A 16,144-nucleotide genomic window follows, 5' to 3' on the forward strand; every position below is an offset into this window, starting at 1 on the left:
GACGTCACTTATCCGCCGCTCGTCGAGGAACCGTCGCGGGCGAAGCAGCGCCACGCCCGGCCTCCAGTCTGTCTCCACGGCCCTCGCAAAACGACGTCCGCAACCCGGCTCACCCGTCCCGCATGCGAAGCTATCTCGATTTCGAAAAGCCCGTTGCCGAACTCGAGGCCAAGGCCGACGAGCTGCGCGTCGTGGCCGAAAGCAGCGGCTCGGCAGCCCTGGCCAAGGAAATCGAGCAGCTCGAGGCCAAGGCCGTCCAGCAGCTCAAGGATCTCTACGCCGCGTTGACGCCCTGGCAGAAGACGATGGTCGCCAGGCATCCGCTGCGTCCGCACTTCCGCGACTACGCCACGGCCCTGTTCGAGGACTTCACGCCGCTGGCCGGCGACCGGAAATTCTCCGACGACCAGGCGATCATCGCCGGTTTCGGGCGCTTTCGCGGCCGTTCCGTCTGCATTCTCGGCCAGGAAAAGGGCAACGACACCGAAACCCGGCTGAAGCACAATTTCGGCATGGCCATGCCGGAAGGCTACCGCAAGGCCGTGCGGCTGATGGACCTCGCCGACCGGTTCGACCTGCCCGTCATCAGCTTCGTCGACACGGCGGGCGCCTATCCGGGCATCCAGGCCGAGGAACGCGGGCAGGCCGAGGCCATTGCCCGGTCGACCGACCGCTGCCTGTCGCTCGGCGTGCCCAACTGCGCGCTGGTGATCGGCGAAGGTGGCTCCGGCGGCGCCGTGGCGATCGCCAGCTGCAACACCGTGCTCATGATGGAGCACGCGATCTACACCGTCGCCTCGCCGGAGGCCTCGGCCTCGATCCTGTGGCGCGATCCGGCGCGGGCGCAGGACGCGGCGACCAACATGAAGATCACCGCGCAGGACCTGCTGCGCTTCGGCATCGTCGATCGGATCGTGTCCGAACCGTCGGGTGGCGCCCATCGCGACCCGGAGGCCGCCATTGCCGCCGCCGGCGATGCGATCGACGCCGCGCTCACCGAATTCGCCGGCTTGGGCCGCGACGAAATCCAGGCCCGAAGGGCCGCCAAGTTCCTGGCCATCGGCCGGAAGGCCTGAGCCGTTGCCCTCGGGGCACGGTTCTTTACGATTGAGTAACGCTGTCCGAAAATGGTACCGCGTCTCGGTAAGGTTCGGTAAAGGTTGATGGACCTACACCGGATCGAGAGTCTCGGACAGTCGTCTCGAGGGGTTCGCATGGCATCGCTGCTGATCCGTTTCGCCGTCCTGTCGTCCGCCGTCGTCCTGGCCGGCTGCAACGAGGACTATGGCCGCATCCCGGCGCGGGCCTACGCCCCGATTCCCGGCAAGACCGTCGCCCTGATGAGCGAGAAGAACACGACGCGCAGCGCGCCCGTGCTCGTTCGGGCGTACAAGAAGGAATCCGAGATCGAGCTGTGGAAGCAGAACGCCGAAGGGCGCTACGTGCTTCTGAAGACCTATCCGGTCTGCCGCTGGTCGGGCCAGCTGGGCCCGAAGAAGAAGGAGGGCGACCGCCAGGTGCCCGAGGGCTTCTACACGGTGACCGCCGGCCAGATGAACCCGAACTCGGCCTACTGGCTGTCGTTCAACGTCGGCTACCCCAATCCGATGGAACGCGCGATGGGCCGCAGCGGCGGCGACATCATGGTGCACGGCACCTGCTCCTCGCGCGGCTGCTTCGCCATGACGAACGACCAGATCGAAGAGATCTACGCCGTCATGCGCGAGGCCTTCAACGGCGGGCAGAAGTCCGTGCAGTTCCAGTCCTATCCGTTCCGGATGACCGCCGAGAACCTCGCCCGGTTCCGGCACGATCCGAACATGTCCTACTGGAAGAACCTCAAGGAAGGCAGCGACCACTTCGAGGTCACGCAGCAGGAGCCGCGCGTCGGCTATTGCGGTGGCAAGTACGTGTTCAACGCCTCGGCCGAGAACGGCCGGATGGATCCGCTCGGCGCCTGCCCGAAGCTGCGGGTGGACGAGCAGATTGCGTCCGCCGTCGCCCACAAGGACCAGACCGACCAGCAGAAGGTCGCCGACCTGGTCCAGCGCGGGACCCCCGCGGTGCGCATCCAGTACGCCGACGGCGGCCAGCACCCGTCTTTCCGCACGGCTGCCGCGAACTACGATCCCGAACAGCGCGTGGCGCCGATGACGGCTGCCGCGGCCAAGTCTCTGGGCGAGGTCAGCCGGCCGGAAGCGGTCGCGATGGTCGAGGAATACACGGTCGACGAGCGCGGTCAGCGCAAGGAGGTGGCTCCGGCCGCCGTTGCCGCCGCGCCTGCGGCCGCTCCCGCGGCCGTGGCGGTGCAGGCCTCCCAGCCCAAGGCTGCGGCCGTGGCCCAGGCCGCGCCTGCGGCTCCGGCCACCCCGGTGGCGGTGGCCAAGCAGCAGCCCGCTTCCGGCGGCGCCCTGTCGGCCATCGGAAACCTGTTCGGCGGCTCTTCGGCACCCACCGCGGCCACCACGGCCCAGGCGGCCCCGTCCGCCCGGCCCGCCACCGACTCCCAGCCCTTCTACAAGCGCTGGCTCGGCGGCAAGACGGACGAAGAAACCACGACGACGGTCGAGCCGACCGCGCCGACCCCCGCCAACGTTCCGCTCCCGCCCAAGCGGCAGGCCGCGGCAGGCGGTGCCAAGGTGGCGCTCGTCGCCGGGGAGTAAGACGCGGCCGCCCCCCCAGGGCGACACCGTCGCACGGACGTGCAAATCAAAAGGGGCGGTGCCGCGGCACCGCCCCTTTTTCGTATCCTGTTCCGTGCCCGACGTTTCGGCGGGCTTTTGCCCGATTCCGGCTCGCGCAGTCAGAGCATGGTCATCGCAGGCTCTTGGCGGCCTTTAGGCCAGCTGGCCGTGGCAATGCTTGTACTTCTTGCCGGAGCCGCAGGGGCAGGCCTCGTTGCGGCCGACGCGGCCCCAGGTGGACGGGTCGTTCGGGTCGCGGGCGGGCGCGGCCTCGGTCGGCTCGTCCGCCGAGAAGCCGAGCGCCATCGCCGCACGGGCATTCACGTCCATGCCCGCATAGAGGTCCTGCCCGACCATGCCGGCCATCTGGGCCTGGCCGTCGGCCTCGGGCTGGCCTTCGGGCTGCTGGAACATCACCTCGACGCGCATCAGCTGCCCGGTCACCTGCTCGCGCAGATGCGAGATCAGGCCGTCGAACAGCTCGAAGGCCTCCTGCTTGTACTCGTTGAGCGGGTCGCGCTGCGCATAGCCGCGCCAGCCGATGACCTGGCGCAGGTGGTCGAGGGTGACGAGGTGCTCGCGCCAGAGGTGATCGAGCATCTGCAGGAGCACCTGCTTCTCGATGTAGGTCATCACCTCGTTGGAGTTCTTCTCGACGCGCCCGGCATAGGACTCGTCCGCGGCCTTCTTGACGCGCTCGCGGATCTCCTCGTCGGCGATGCCTTCTTCCTTGGCCCAGTCGGCCACGGGCAGCTCGAGGGCGAGGTAGCGCTGCACCGCCTCGTCCAGGCCCGCGATGTCCCACTGCTCGGGATACGCGCCCTCGGGAATGGACTTGGCCACCACGTCGTCGACCACGCCGTGGCGCATGTCGTCGATGGTGGCGCGGACGCTCTCCTCGGCCATGAACTCGCGGCGCTGCTCGAAGACGACCTTGCGCTGGTCGTTCATGACGTCGTCGTATTTCAGGATGTTCTTGCGCATGTCGAAGTTGCGGGCTTCGACCTTCTGCTGCGCCTTCTCGATGGCCTTGTTGATCCAGGGGTGGATGATCGCTTCGCCTTCCTGGAGGCCGAGCTTCTGCAGCATGCCGTCCATGCGGTCCGACCCGAAGATGCGCATCAGGTCGTCCTGCAGGGACAGGTAGAACTTCGAGCGCCCGGGGTCGCCCTGGCGACCGGCGCGGCCGCGCAGCTGGTTGTCGATGCGCCGGCTCTCGTGCCGCTCCGTGCCGAGGATGTAGAGGCCGCCTGCCGCCAGGGCCTTCTTCTTCAGCTCCGCGACCTCGGTCCGGATCGCCGCGATCGCCGCGTCGCGCTCGGGACCTTCCGGCAGGTGGCCGAGTTCGTGGCGGATGCGCATCTCGGCGTTGCCGCCGAGCTGGATGTCCGTGCCGCGGCCGGCCATGTTGGTGGCGATGGTGATGGCGCCGGGCACGCCGGCCTGGGCGACGATGAAGGCTTCCTGCTCGTGGAAGCGCGCGTTCAGCACGGCGAAGGTCTTCGACGGCTTGCCGTCGCGCGCCGAGCGATAGAGCGGGTCGAGCGCACGCGGATCATTGAAGTCGATCATCGCGTAGCCGTGCTGGATCAGCTCCTCGGCCAGCATCTCGGACTTCTCGATCGAGGTGGTGCCCACCAGGGTCGGCTGTCCGCGCTCGGCCGACGCCTCCACCTCGCGAATGATCGCCTGGTACTTCTCCTTGGCCGTCCGGTAGACCTCGTCGTCCTCGTCGATGCGGCCGACGGGCAGGTTGGTCGGGATCTCGACGACCTCGAGCTTGTAGATGTCCTGGAACTCGTCGGCCTCGGTCGCCGCCGTTCCGGTCATGCCGGCGAGCTTCTTGTAGAGGCGGAAATAGTTCTGGAAGGTGATGGAGGCGAGCGTCTGGTTCTCGGGCTGGACCTGGACGTGCTCCTTGGCCTCGAGAGCCTGGTGAAGGCCTTCCGAGTAGCGCCGGCCCGGCATCATGCGCCCGGTGAACTCGTCGATGATGACGACTTCGCCGTTGCGGACGATGTAGTCCTTGTCGCGCTGGAACAGCGTGTGGGCCCGCAGCGCCTGGTTGACGTGGTGCACCAGGGTGACGTTGGCGGCGTCGTAGAGGCCGCCCTCCTGCAGCAGGCCGGCCTCGGCCAGGAGGTCCTCGATGTGCTCGTTGCCGGCCTCGGTCAGCGACACGGCACGCTGCTTCTCGTCGAGGTCGTAGTCGCCCTTCACCAGCTTCGGCATGAGGGCGTCGATGCTGTTGTAAAGGTCGGAGCGGTCGTCCAGCGGGCCGGAGATGATGAGCGGCGTGCGCGCCTCGTCGACCAGGATCGAGTCCACTTCGTCGACGATCGCGAAATTGTGTCCGCGCTGGGTCATCTGGCCCAGTTCGTACTTCATGTTGTCGCGCAGGTAGTCGAAGCCGAACTCGTTGTTGGTGCCGTAGGTGATGTCGCAGGCATAGGCCGCGCGGCGTTCCTCGTCGTCCATGCCGTGCACGATGATGCCCACGGTCAGGCCCAGGAAGCGGTAGATCTGGCCCATCCACTCCGCGTCGCGGCGGGCGAGGTAGTCGTTCACGGTGACGACGTGGACGCCCTTGCCGGCCAGCGCGTTGAGATAGGTCGGCAGCGTGGCGACCAGCGTCTTGCCTTCGCCGGTGCGCATCTCGGCGATGGCGTTCTCATGGAGAACCATGCCGCCGATCATCTGAACGTCGAAATGACGCTGCCCGAGGGTGCGCTTGGCGGCCTCGCGAACCGTCGCGAAGGCGGGGGCGAGGATGTCGTCCAGCGTCTTGCCGGCTGCCAGATCGGCCTTGAAGGCCTCGGTCCGGGCCCGAAGTTGGTCGTCGGTGAGCTTGGAAACCTCGGGTTCCAGCGCATTGATCGCCTGGACACGGGGGCGATAGGCCTTGAGGCGCCGGTCGTTGGCGGAACCGAAGACCTTCTTGGCAAGAGCACCGAACATCGGGAAACCTTCTCGCGACGGGCAGCATCGGGCGGCCCGCTGTCGTGGGTGAAAAACGTCGAACGGGCTTATAGCGCCATCCTGCGCAGGACGCACGACCCTTGTCACAGGCCGGCGCACACCACGAAGCCGAAGGCGCGCAAGGCGTCCAACGCGTCAAGATGGGGTCACGATCCTGCTTTTTCAAAGGTGCCGGGAACACCGGTCTTGCCACGCACGCCGGCTTGCTCCACTTCTGCGCAACACGCGCGCCCGGCGGCGCGCCTCGAACCGGACACAGACGATGACCGCTTTCCCGCATCCGCCCCGCACCATGCTGTCGCTCGCCCGCGGCCTCGCAGTGGCCTCCGTCCTGGCCCTGGCCGCCGCCACGGGCGCGTCGGCGCAGACGCCGGCGACCGACAAGGTCGTGGCCAAGGTGGACGGCATGCCGATCACCGAGAAGGACCTCGAGATCGCGCTGGAGGACGTGGGCCAGAGCCTGCCGCCCCAGGTGACCGACCAGCAGAAGCGCGACTACCTCGTGAGCTACGTCGCCGACCTCAAGCTGATGGCCAAGATGGCCCGCGAGGCCAAGCTGGACGCCAACCCGGACGTCGAGCGCAAGGTCGCCTTCTTCCGCGACAAGCTGCTGCTGGACGACTATCTCGCGCAGGAATCCAAGAAGGCGGTCACGCCGGAAGCGATGCGCAAGCTCTATGACGACAGCGTCAAGTCGATCACGCCGGAGCAGGAAGTGCACGCCCGCCACATTCTCGTGCCGACCGAGGACGAGGCCAAGAAGGCCCAGGCCCGCGTGAAGGGCGGCGAGGACTTCGCCAAGGTCGCGGCCGAGCTGTCGAAGGATCCGGGCTCCGGCAAGGAGGGCGGCGACCTCGGCTGGTTCACCAAGGACCGCATGGTGCCCGAGTTCGCCGACGCAGCCTTCAAGATGAAGCCCGGCGAGATCTCCGACCCGGTGAAGAGCCAGTTCGGCTGGCACGTGATCAAGGTCGAGGAAACCCGCACCAAGCCGGTGCCGTCCTTCGACGACGTGAAGGAGCAGGTCTCCCAGTACCTGACCCGCAAGGCCCAGAACGACATCATCACGGCGGTCCGGGCCAAGGGGAAGATCGAGCGGCTCGACACCGAGGCGCCGGCCGGGGAAGCCAAGAAGCCCTGATCCGGCCCACGGGATCCTCCCAACCTCCGCCGGCCACGCGCCGGCCCATCCGCCGCCTCCGGGCGGCGGAGCCGTAACCAGCCTTCCGTTCCAAGCCTCTGCCGGAGCCCGCCCATGGCCCACGCCGTCTCTCCCCTCGCTCCCGCCGCCTTTCCGGAGATGCCCCCGATCGCGGGTGTCCGGTTCGCCACGGCCGAGGCCGGCATCCGATACCGCAACCGCACCGACGTGCTGCTCGTCGCCCTCGACGAGGGCACCGAGGCGGCCGGGGTGTTCACCACTTCGCGCTGCCCCTCGGCGCCGGTGGACTGGTGCCGGGCGGCGCTGAAGGGTGGCAAGGCCCGCGGCGTCGTCGTCAATTCCGGCAACGCGAACGCCTTCACGGGCCGTGCCGGCGTGGCCACCGTGGAGAAGACCGCCGCCATCGCGGCCGCCGCGCTGGGCTGCCGCCCGAGCGAGATCATGCTGGCCTCGACCGGCGTCATCGGCGAGCCGCTCGACGCCTCGAAGTTCGAGGGCGTGCTGGCCGACTGCGCGGCGCGCGCCACCGCCGGTCCGTGGATCGGGCCGGCGCGCGCCATCATGACCACCGACACCTATCCCAAGGGCGCCAGCGCGACCGTCGAGATCGCCGGCGTTCCGGTGTCGATCGCCGGGATCGCCAAGGGCGCCGGCATGATCGCCCCCGACATGGCGACGATGCTGTCCTTCGTGTTCACCGACGCGCCGATCGCTGCGGGCGTCCTGCACGCGCTGCTGCAGGCCTCGGTCTCGCGTTCGTTCAACGCGATCACCGTGGACAGCGACACCTCCACGTCGGACACGCTGATGCTGTTCGCCACGGGCGCCGCCGCGCGGCAGGGCTGCCCGGCGATCTCCGACGCGGCCGATCCGCGCCTTGCGGCGTTCAAGGCGGCGCTGGAGACGGTGCTGCTCGATCTCGCCCACCAGGTGGTGAAGGACGGCGAGGGGGCCCGGCATTTCGTCGGCATCACCGTGACGGGGGCCACCAGCACGGCCTCGGCCAAGCGCATCGCCAAGTCGGTCGCCGACAGCCCGCTGTTCAAGACGGCCATCGCCGGGGAAGACGCCAACTGGGGCCGCATCGTCGCCGCCGTCGGCAAGGCCGGTGAACCGGCCGACCGCGACCGCCTGGCCATCTGGTTCGGCCCGCACCGCGTCGCCGTGGAGGGCGCGCGCGATCCCTCCTACAGCGAGGAGACGGTGTCGGCCTACATGAAGAACCAGGACCTCGCGGTGCGCATCGACCTCGGGCTGGGGGACGGCACGTTCACCGCCTGGACCTGCGACCTCACCAAGGAATATGTCGAGATCAACGGGGACTACCGCAGCTGAGAAGCCGCGGCCCGATGGTGCGTCCTTCGACACGCCGCCTTTGGCGGCTGCTCAGGATCAGGCCATCGGTGTGAATGCCGCTTTCCCATGGTCCTCATCCTGAGCAGCCCGCGGAGCGGGCGTGTCGAAGGACGCAGGATCTCACAGCCGTCCTGGACGTCCCATGAAACTCCTCCTCGTCGTGGCCGTGGCCCTCGTCGACACCGACAACCGGGTGCTCATCGCGCAGCGCCCGGAGGGCAAGGGCATGGCCGGGCTGTGGGAGTTTCCCGGCGGCAAGATGGAGCCCGGCGAGCGGCCGGAAGAGACGCTCATCCGCGAGCTCGCCGAGGAGCTCGGCATCACGGTGAAGGAGGCCTGCCTGGCACCGCTCACCTTCGCCAGCCATGCCTATGACGACTTCCACCTCCTGATGCCGCTGTGGATCTGCCGGCGCTGGGAGGGCGTGGTGACGGCGCGCGAGCACAAGGCGCTCAAATGGGTGCGCCCCGGCCGCCTGCGCGATTTCCCGATGCCGCCCGCCGACGAGCCGTTGATCCCGCCGCTGATCGATCTCCTGGGACCCGGGCGGGACTGACATGCACTCCTCCTCGTCGGCGCCGATGAGCCGTGTCGGTCTCGTCGTCAGCCTCCTCGTCTGCTCGACCATGTGGTCGTCCGGCTATCTGTTCATGAAGCTGGCGGCCGGCGCGTCCGTGTGGGTGATGGCCTCCAGCCGCGCCCTCATCGCGGTGGCCTGCATCGTCGCCGTCTTCCTGGCGATGGGGCGCGATCCGCGGCCGCGGTCGCACGAGATCGTGCCGTGGCTGGTGCTGGGCACGTTCAACGGCTGGCTGCCCAACATCATGACGGCGGAGGCGCTGACCATGATCAGCGCCGGGCTCGGCAGCATGATCCAGGCCATCGGCCCGATCATGGTGGCGCTGATGGCGCATTTCAGCCTGCCGGACGAGCGGCTGACGCTGCGCCGCACGGTCGGCGTGCTGGTGGGCTTCGCGGGCATGGCCGTCCTGGTCGGGCCCTCGGCCTGGTCGGAGCCCGCGGGCTCGCTCATCGGCATCGGGCTGATGCTGCTCGTTTCGCTGAGCTATGCCTTCGGCAACATCTATGCGCGGGCATTGCGCGACATCCCGGCCGTCCGCCTCGCGCTCGGCCAGCAGGCCGTGTCGGCGCTGGCCTCCACCATCGTCACCGTCGCCTTCGTGGGACGCCCGGCCCTCGGCCAGATCGTGGACCACGCGCCGGCGCTGCTCGGCCTGGGCCTCATCGCCACCGCCGTGCCGATCACCATCTTCATGACGCTGATCCAGCGCGCCGGGACCACGCAGGCGGCGATGATCGGCTACCTCATCCCGGTATGGGCGACCCTTCTCGCCGTGATCTTCCTGGGCGAGACGGTGGGGCTGCGCGAGATCGCCGGGGCCCTGGTGATCCTGGCCGGCGTCTGGATCGTCACCAACGCACCGCCGGGCGCCGTCAGGCCGGCGACCGCCTGAGGAGCGTCTCCAGCCTGGCGCGCATCGGGCCCGGGATGGGCACGGGCTTCTGCGTCGCGCGCTCGACGCAGACATGCACGAAGCGCCCTTGGGCGGCCGCTTCGTCGGAGCCCTGGCGGAAGATGGCGATGGCGTAGGTGACCGACGACGAGCCCAGCCTCTCCACGGCCAGCGCCGCGTCCACCACCTCCGGGAAGGCTACGCTCTCGAAGTAGGTGCAGCTCGTCTCGACCACCAGGCTCACGACCGGGCTCGAGGCGATGTCGAGAAGCCCGTTCTGGATCAGCCACTGGTTCACCACCGTGTCGAACCAGCTGTAGTAGACGACATTGTTGACGTGCGCGTAGACGTCGTTGTCGGCCCAGCGGGTCGGGATGGCGAGGACGTGGCGGTAGTCGGCGCGGCGGCTGCGCGCGACGCGGGCGCTGCTCATGCGCCGGGCTCCATGCTGTGCGTGGGAAGATCGGGCAGGCGGCCGGTGAGTTGGAAGGCGGCGAACTGCAGCCCGTGCCGCAGGCCGTCCTCGTCGATGCCGTGGCCCACGTCCATGCTCAGGTGCCACTCGCAGGTGAGGCCCGCCGCGGCGAGCCCCTGCGCGGACATGAACAGGGCCTGCGCGGGGATGACATCGTCGGCACTGCCGTGCACCAGAAGGACCGGCGGGGCGCAGGCGCCCTCGTCGGCGAGACGCTCGGGGCCGACGAGCATGCCCGAATAGCCGACGATCGCCGCGGGCTGCCGGCTGCGGCGCAGGCCCGCATGCAGCGCCATCATGGTGCCCTGGCTGAACCCGACCAGCACCATCCGCGTGTCGTCCAGGCCGTGGCGGGCGAGCTCCGCGTCGAGGAAGCCGTCGAGCGTGGGACGCGCGCCGACGACGCCGGTCCAGCGCTCGTGCGGGTCGCGCATGGTGAGCGGAAACCATTGCCGCCCCATCGGCGCCATGCCGCAGGGGTCGGGCGCGTGGGGCGCCACGAAGGCCGTGTCGGGCAGGTAGCCCTGCCAGGCCCGGCCGATGTCGATGAGGTCGTCGCCGTCCGCGCCGTAGCCGTGCAGCAGGACCACGAGGCTGCGGGCCGTTCCGGAGAGCGGCGGCAGGCGAGGCCCGTCGAGGGAGGTCATGCGCGTCTCCGGCGGCCCGCGGCCTTGGCGGGAAGAGGGGTCTGCCGTTCGGCGAGCGGTGTCGCGTCGCCCCGGCGGCGGGTTGCACTGTAGTAGGCCCACAGCAGTTTCGCCGCGGCGCCGCGCCAGGGACGCCAGCGCTCGGCGAACGCCGTCAGTCCGGCCGCGTCGGGCCGCGCGTCCAGCCCGTAGCCCACCCGCACCGCTTCCTGCAAGGCCAGGTCCCCGGCGGGAAAGGCATCGGGATGGCCGATGCAGAACAGCAGGTAGATGTCCGCCGTCCAGGGGCCGATGCCCTTGACGGTGACGAGGTGCGCATGGGCCTCGTCGGCCGGAAGCTCCGGCAGGCGGTCGAGCGGCAGCGAGCCACTGGCGGCGGCCTCGGCGGCGGCGCGCATGGTCTTGATCTTCGGCGTCGACAGGCCGCAACCGCGCATGTCGTCGTCGCTCGCCGCCAGGATGACCGCGGGGGCGAGCGGATCGAAGCGCGCCTTCACGCGGCTCCAGATCGCCGCGGCGCTCGCCGTGGAGACCTGCTGGCCCGTGACGATGGCGCAAAGCCCCTCGAAGCCCGGCTCGCGCTTGCGCACCGCCGGCCGACCGGCGACGGCGAGCAGGGCCTGCAGCGACGGGTCGTGTCGCAGCAGGGCGTCGAGCGCGCGGTCCAGCGCCTCCTGGCAATCGATCATGGACGGCGCTCCGTCGTCTCGCCTATCTGTTGAGGCGCCGCCCGTCCGGACGGCCGCCGCCATGGGACACCGCCCCCGCGCCGCATGCAACCCGTCTTCCGCTTCGCCCCGAGCCCGAACGGCTTCCTGCACCTGGGTCACGCCTACTCGGCGCTGACCAACGACGCGCTCGCCCGAACCGTCGGCGGGCGTTTCCTGCTGCGCATCGAGGACATCGATCCGCAGCGCTCCAAGGAGACCTTCGTGGCGGCGATCGCGCAGGACCTCGGCTGGCTGGGCCTGCGCTGGGAGGAGCCCGTTCTGCGCCAGTCCCGGCACATGGCCGACTACGCCTCGGCGCTCGGGCGCCTGCGCGAGCGCGGCCTGGCGTATCGCTGCTTCTGCAGCCGCGGCGACACGGCGCGCCGGGTGGCCGCCTTCGAGGCGGAGGGGACGCCATGGCCGCGCGATCCCGACGGCGCGCCGCTGCATGCGGGGCCTTGCGCCACGCTTAGTGAGACGGAGGCGCAGGCCCGCGCCGGGGAGCCGCATGTCTGGCGGCTTCGCATGGCGGACGCGGTGTCGTGCTGTCCGGCGTTGCTGGACATCGGGGTGTGGAATCCCGCAACCGGCGTGGTGCGCCGGGACGCGGCCGATCCCATGGCCTGGGGCGACGTGGTCGTCGCCCGCCGCGACGTCCCGACCAGCTATCACCTCTCGGTCGTGGTCGACGATGCGCGCCAGGGGATCACGCACGTGGTGCGGGGCGCCGACCTGGAGGCGGCGACGTCCGTTCACCGGCTGCTGCAGGCGCTCCTCGACCTGCCGGCGCCAATCTACTTCCATCATCGCCTGCTGCTGGACGAGGATGGCCGCAAGCTCGCCAAGAGCAAGCTCTCGACGCCGTTGCGGGCCCTGCGCGAGCAAGGGCTCACTCCGCGGGCGGTGCGGGAGCAGCTGGGCTTCCCGCCGGGATCGCCGGCGATGGCGCCCTAGAGCGGAATTGGACCTGACTGCATCAGGTCGTCCGCTCTAGGATCTTGATCGAGCATCATTTCCACCAACCGGCATCCACTTGGCGGGATGATGCCCTAGCGCCCGACGCCCAGCATGGCCAGCCAGAACGTCGTGGTGAGGACCGACAACCCGGTCGAGAGCGTGATCGCGCTCGCCGACACGCCCACGCCCGAGCGGTAGCGCTCGGCGAAGAGGTAGGCGTTGAGGCCGCAGGGGGCGGCGGCGAAGAGCACGGCCACGCCCGCCCACACCGGCGGCATGCTGAAGACGTGGAAGGCGAAGACGTAGACGAGCGCGGGATGCACGACGAGCTTGAGCCCGGTGACCAGGGCCGCGAGGCTCGGCTGGTGCGCGAGACCGTAGCGGCGTAGCGCGATGCCCATGGCGAACAGCGCGCAGGGCGACGCCGCCGAGGCCAGCATGTCGACGATGCTGGTGGCCGGGCCGGGCAGCGACACGCCGGAGAGCCGGGCGGCGGTGCTCACGGCGATGGCGAGCAGCAGCGGGTTGGTGACGAGCTGGCGGGCGAGCCGGGCGGGGTGCGCCGACCGGCCCTCCGAAAGGATGGAGCCCACCATCAGCATGATCGGCAGGTGGATGGCGATGAGCAGGAACAGCGGCACCGCGCCTTCCTGCCCATAGGCATCGAGGATGAGCGGGATGCCGACGAAGACCGTGTTGGCCTGCGCGGCGCAGAACCCCACGACCACGCCCTCGATGGAGCCGACGTTCCAGATGCGGCGGGCCGCCAGCGTCGCGATGGTCCAGACCACGGTGACGGCGGAGAAATAGGCGAGCCAGTAGCCCCAGGGCTGGGCCTCGGGCAGGGCCGCGGCGTTCAGGGTGCGGAAGATCAGCGCCGGCACCGCGATCGAGAACACGAACTCCGACAGGCCCTCGGCCGCGCGGTCCGTCACCAGCCCGGACAGTCGCGCCGTGAAGCCGATGGCGATCAGCCCGAAGATCGGCAGGACGATGGTCAGGACGTGCAGCATGGGGAGGGCGGCGGGGCGGCGAGCCCGGCCGTCAGCTCTTGCCGGCGACGCGGGTCGCGCTCGGGGCCTTGCTCATGATGTCGTCGATCCGCTCCTTCTCGCGCTTGAAGGCGACGAGCTGGCGGTCGTCGAGGTCGCGGCTGCGCGGAACCTTGACGGCCAGCGGATCCACGAAGTTGTCGTTGATCAGGACCTCGTAGTGCAGGTGCGGCCCGGTCGCCAGGCCGCTGTTGCCGAGATAGCCGATGACCTGGCCCTGGCGCACGCGCACGCCGTCCTTGATGCCCTTGGCGAAGGCCGACATGTGCGAGTAGGCGGTCACGAAGTTGTAGGCGTGCTCGATCTCGACGCGGCGCCCGTATCCCGAGTCCCAGCCGGCACTGCGAACCTTCCCGTCGCCCGCGGCGACGATGGGCGTTCCGATGCGGTTGGCCCAGTCCACGCCGGTGTGCATGCGGGAATAGCGCAGGATCGGGTGGTAGCGCATGCCGAAGGTGGAACGCAGCTGGCCTTCGGCGATGGGCTTGCGGATGAGGAACTTGCGGTTCGACTTCCCCGTCTCGTCGAAGAAGTCGACGATGCCGTCGTCGGACGGCGCGAAGCGGTAGTAGCGCCGCAGCGTGCCGCCGACCGAGAGGCTGGCGTAGAGGACATCGGCGCGATTGTCGTTCTCGTCGTCTTCCGCATAGAAGAGTTCGATGCTGTCGCCGCCCGAAACCCGGCGCTGCAGGTCGAAATCGTAGAAGGCGACCTTGACGATCTGGTCGATGATGTTGCGCGGGATGTCGTGCTTGAAGCCGGTCTCGTAGAGGCTGTCGTAGAGACGAAGGCCCGAGCCGGTGTCGGGCTCCTCCTCGTCGTCCTCCTCGTTGGAGGCCACCGGCGTTTCCTGCTGCGGCGGCTGCAGCGCGACGAAATCGTCCTTGTCGTTCACCGCGGCGATGGCGAGCACCGCCTCGGCATCGAGCAGCATCACCCGCAGGAGCTGGCTGGGGCGGCGCCCGTCGACGGACGGTCCGAAGAGCAGCTTGATGCGCTGGCCCTCGCGCGGCGGCGTGTCCTTCATCCGCGTCACCATGGCGGCGAGGGCCGACTTGGCTTCGGCAGGGGAGGCGCCGTTGGCGCGCAGGATCTGCTCGACCGTCTCGCCGCGCTTGATCGTGACCATGCGCTCGTCGGGACCTGTGGCCTGCGTCTTCTTCTCGACGGGCGGCGACTTCTCGCGCGTGGTGACGTTCTCGGGAACGATCGTCACCTGCATGGTCGAGAACGAAATGCCGAGCGCATCGGGCCGGGCATCGGGCTGGACGCGCGGCGCGTTCAGCGCCCGGGTCAGCATGAGCTGCGAGGGAATGGCCAGCGCGCGCTGGCCCGCGGCCAGGGACGCCTTGCGCTCCTCGGCCACCTGCGCCTCGACCTGCTCGACGGTGAGCATGGCGCCGGAATCCGGTGCGCCGGAATAGTTCAGCAGCGGCCTCTTCTGGACGGAGACCTCTGCGTCGCCCTCCGCCGCGATTTCCGGCTGCTCCTGGACCCGCTCGCCGCTGTCGCCGCCGGAGGCATAGAGCTTCATCGGGTTGAAGGGCGGCACGTCGTCGGCGAAGCCGAGTGTTCCCAGGGCGAGATTGGTCGCCACCCGGACGAACGGCTTGACCTTGATGACCTCGCGGTCGCCGACGCGGATCGTCGTCGGCGTGCGGAAGGACTGCTTGGCGGAGACGATATCGGTGGCGATGAACAGGCGGTCGCCACGCTTCGAGGATTTGTCGGAGGCCGCCTGGCGGCCGGCCTGGGCCGACGCCCATTCCCCGCGCTCGGCGAAGGTGAGCTGCCCGTCCATGGACACGTAGATCGCCGCGCCGACGAGGCCGATGCCGAACAGGCCGGTCAGGACGGTGCCCGAGAGCCAGCGCATGCTGACGGTGCGGCGGTCGTGGGATCCGGCGTCCCCGTCGCGTGCGAGTGGCGGATCCAGGCCCAGATCGACCGTCGCCGTACCGCGAGACGAGCCCGTGGGGCCGCCTGAGCGCGTGACTGGCTTGGCAGAAGATCTGGCCATCGGGCGGATCGGATCTCGTCTTGCGAAGGAGGCCGGCGCAACGCGACCAGACCGGTAAATTGCCGGGGCACATCCCACGCGTCAATGCGTGCCGTGCCACAGCCTGCCCGTTAGGCCGCAGGAAGGCGGCTACAATGGGGCGTGCGCCGACGACGCCGGCGGCAGTCCCCGTGACTCGTTTTCGAGCATATGACTCGCGCGTGTGCACGAGGTGCGTTGCATCCGCGCGTTGTTGAGGCCCCGTGGGGGCCTGCCGTGCCAGGCCCGAGTCCCTGTCGGGTGGGCCCGATGGCAGGACCGGAGACCGCCCCATGGTGCGCAAGCCGGGTGGAAAGTGCCTTTCGCGCGGCGAGAGGCGGCGCGGGCAGACTTTTTTCACCGGCCGAGGGGCCCCCAGCGGAGCTGGGCGCGCTTCTTGCAAAGCTCCCTTCGATCCCGAACGGAGCGTTTCCCCTTGAAACGCACGGGTTTCAGGGAGCGCAGGACCGATCGTCGGCACGACGATGTCGGATCAGAGCATTTTTTTGCGAAGGTCTGTTGACAGGCCTCCGACCCGCGATCTATATAGCCACCACACACGGCGGCGCTGCCCCGGACCACCGGGCCGGCGAGCCGATGAGGCATCTC

At 69.3% G+C, this 16,144-nt stretch carries 13 protein-coding genes; 7 read left to right on the forward strand and 6 right to left on the reverse strand.

What is annotated here, in order from left to right; all coding sequences use genetic code 11:
- Positions 1–122 precede the first annotated feature (122 nt).
- Both Q0Q47_RS28505 and Q0Q47_RS28510 read left to right on the forward strand, forming a co-directional pair.
- On the forward strand, positions 123–1,076 hold the full coding sequence (locus Q0Q47_RS28505; protein ID WP_293868125.1) for an acetyl-CoA carboxylase carboxyltransferase subunit alpha: 954 nt from the start codon (positions 123–125) through the stop codon (positions 1,074–1,076).
- A gap of 138 nt (positions 1,077–1,214) precedes the next feature.
- Positions 1,215–2,663: a murein L,D-transpeptidase family protein gene (locus tag Q0Q47_RS28510; RefSeq protein ID WP_293868126.1), complete on the forward strand. Its 1,449-nt coding sequence runs from the start codon at positions 1,215–1,217 to the stop codon at positions 2,661–2,663.
- Between the two features lie 174 nt (positions 2,664–2,837).
- On the opposite strand, the gene secA is transcribed toward Q0Q47_RS28510, so the two are convergent.
- On the reverse strand, positions 2,838–5,642 hold the full coding sequence (gene secA, locus Q0Q47_RS28515) for a preprotein translocase subunit SecA (RefSeq protein ID WP_293868128.1): 2,805 nt from the start codon (positions 5,640–5,642) through the stop codon (positions 2,838–2,840).
- 283 nt (positions 5,643–5,925) lie between these two features.
- On the opposite strand from secA, the gene Q0Q47_RS28520 reads away from it, so the two are divergent.
- From Q0Q47_RS28520 to Q0Q47_RS28535, 4 genes are all read left to right on the forward strand, one after another.
- Positions 5,926–6,804: a peptidylprolyl isomerase gene (locus Q0Q47_RS28520; RefSeq protein WP_293868130.1), complete on the forward strand. Its 879-nt coding sequence runs from the start codon at positions 5,926–5,928 to the stop codon at positions 6,802–6,804.
- 114 nt (positions 6,805–6,918) lie between these two features.
- On the forward strand, positions 6,919–8,160 hold the full coding sequence (gene argJ, locus Q0Q47_RS28525; RefSeq protein WP_293868132.1) for a bifunctional glutamate N-acetyltransferase/amino-acid acetyltransferase ArgJ: 1,242 nt from the start codon (positions 6,919–6,921) through the stop codon (positions 8,158–8,160).
- Positions 8,161–8,323: 163 nt separating this feature from the next.
- Positions 8,324–8,737, forward strand: a complete 414-nt coding sequence (locus Q0Q47_RS28530; RefSeq protein ID WP_293868134.1) for a (deoxy)nucleoside triphosphate pyrophosphohydrolase — start codon at positions 8,324–8,326, stop codon at positions 8,735–8,737.
- 1 nt (position 8,738) lies between these two features.
- Positions 8,739–9,656: a DMT family transporter gene (locus tag Q0Q47_RS28535; RefSeq protein ID WP_293868136.1), complete on the forward strand. Its 918-nt coding sequence runs from the start codon at positions 8,739–8,741 to the stop codon at positions 9,654–9,656.
- On the opposite strand, the gene Q0Q47_RS28540 is transcribed toward Q0Q47_RS28535, so the two are convergent.
- Genes Q0Q47_RS28540 through Q0Q47_RS28550 form a run of 3 tightly spaced genes read right to left on the reverse strand, consistent with a single transcriptional unit; the run spans position 9,637 to position 11,467 of the window.
- Complete coding sequence (locus Q0Q47_RS28540; protein ID WP_293868138.1) at positions 9,637–10,089, reverse strand: thioesterase family protein; 453 nt, start codon at positions 10,087–10,089, stop codon at positions 9,637–9,639. The genes Q0Q47_RS28535 and Q0Q47_RS28540 overlap by 20 nt on opposite strands.
- A complete protein-coding gene (locus Q0Q47_RS28545) occupies positions 10,086–10,778 on the reverse strand; it encodes a dienelactone hydrolase family protein (protein ID WP_293868140.1) in 693 nt (230 codons plus the stop codon). The genes Q0Q47_RS28540 and Q0Q47_RS28545 overlap by 4 nt, the downstream gene beginning before the upstream one ends.
- The gene (locus Q0Q47_RS28550; RefSeq protein ID WP_293868142.1) at positions 10,775–11,467 is read right to left on the reverse strand and encodes a DNA-3-methyladenine glycosylase 2 family protein; all 693 of its coding nucleotides are present in this window, start codon (positions 11,465–11,467) and stop codon (positions 10,775–10,777) included. The genes Q0Q47_RS28545 and Q0Q47_RS28550 overlap by 4 nt, the downstream gene beginning before the upstream one ends.
- Positions 11,468–11,551: 84 nt before the next feature.
- On the opposite strand from Q0Q47_RS28550, the gene gluQRS reads away from it, so the two are divergent.
- Positions 11,552–12,442 (forward strand): tRNA glutamyl-Q(34) synthetase GluQRS, encoded by an 891-nt coding sequence (gene gluQRS / locus Q0Q47_RS28555; protein ID WP_293868144.1) that lies wholly within the window; start codon positions 11,552–11,554, stop codon positions 12,440–12,442.
- A 95-nt stretch (positions 12,443–12,537) separates the two neighbouring features.
- Here gluQRS and Q0Q47_RS28560 read toward each other — a convergent pair whose 3' ends face one another.
- Positions 12,538–13,458 (reverse strand): AEC family transporter, encoded by a 921-nt coding sequence (locus Q0Q47_RS28560; RefSeq protein WP_293868146.1) that lies wholly within the window; start codon positions 13,456–13,458, stop codon positions 12,538–12,540.
- 31 nt (positions 13,459–13,489) lie between these two features.
- On the reverse strand, positions 13,490–15,517 hold the full coding sequence (locus Q0Q47_RS28565; protein ID WP_293868148.1) for a M23 family metallopeptidase: 2,028 nt from the start codon (positions 15,515–15,517) through the stop codon (positions 13,490–13,492).
- Positions 15,518–16,144: the final 627 nt, after the last annotated feature.

Origin of the sequence: uncultured Alsobacter sp. (assembly GCF_945952055.1) — a bacterium.
Lineage (GTDB): Bacteria > Pseudomonadota > Alphaproteobacteria > Rhizobiales > Beijerinckiaceae > Alsobacter.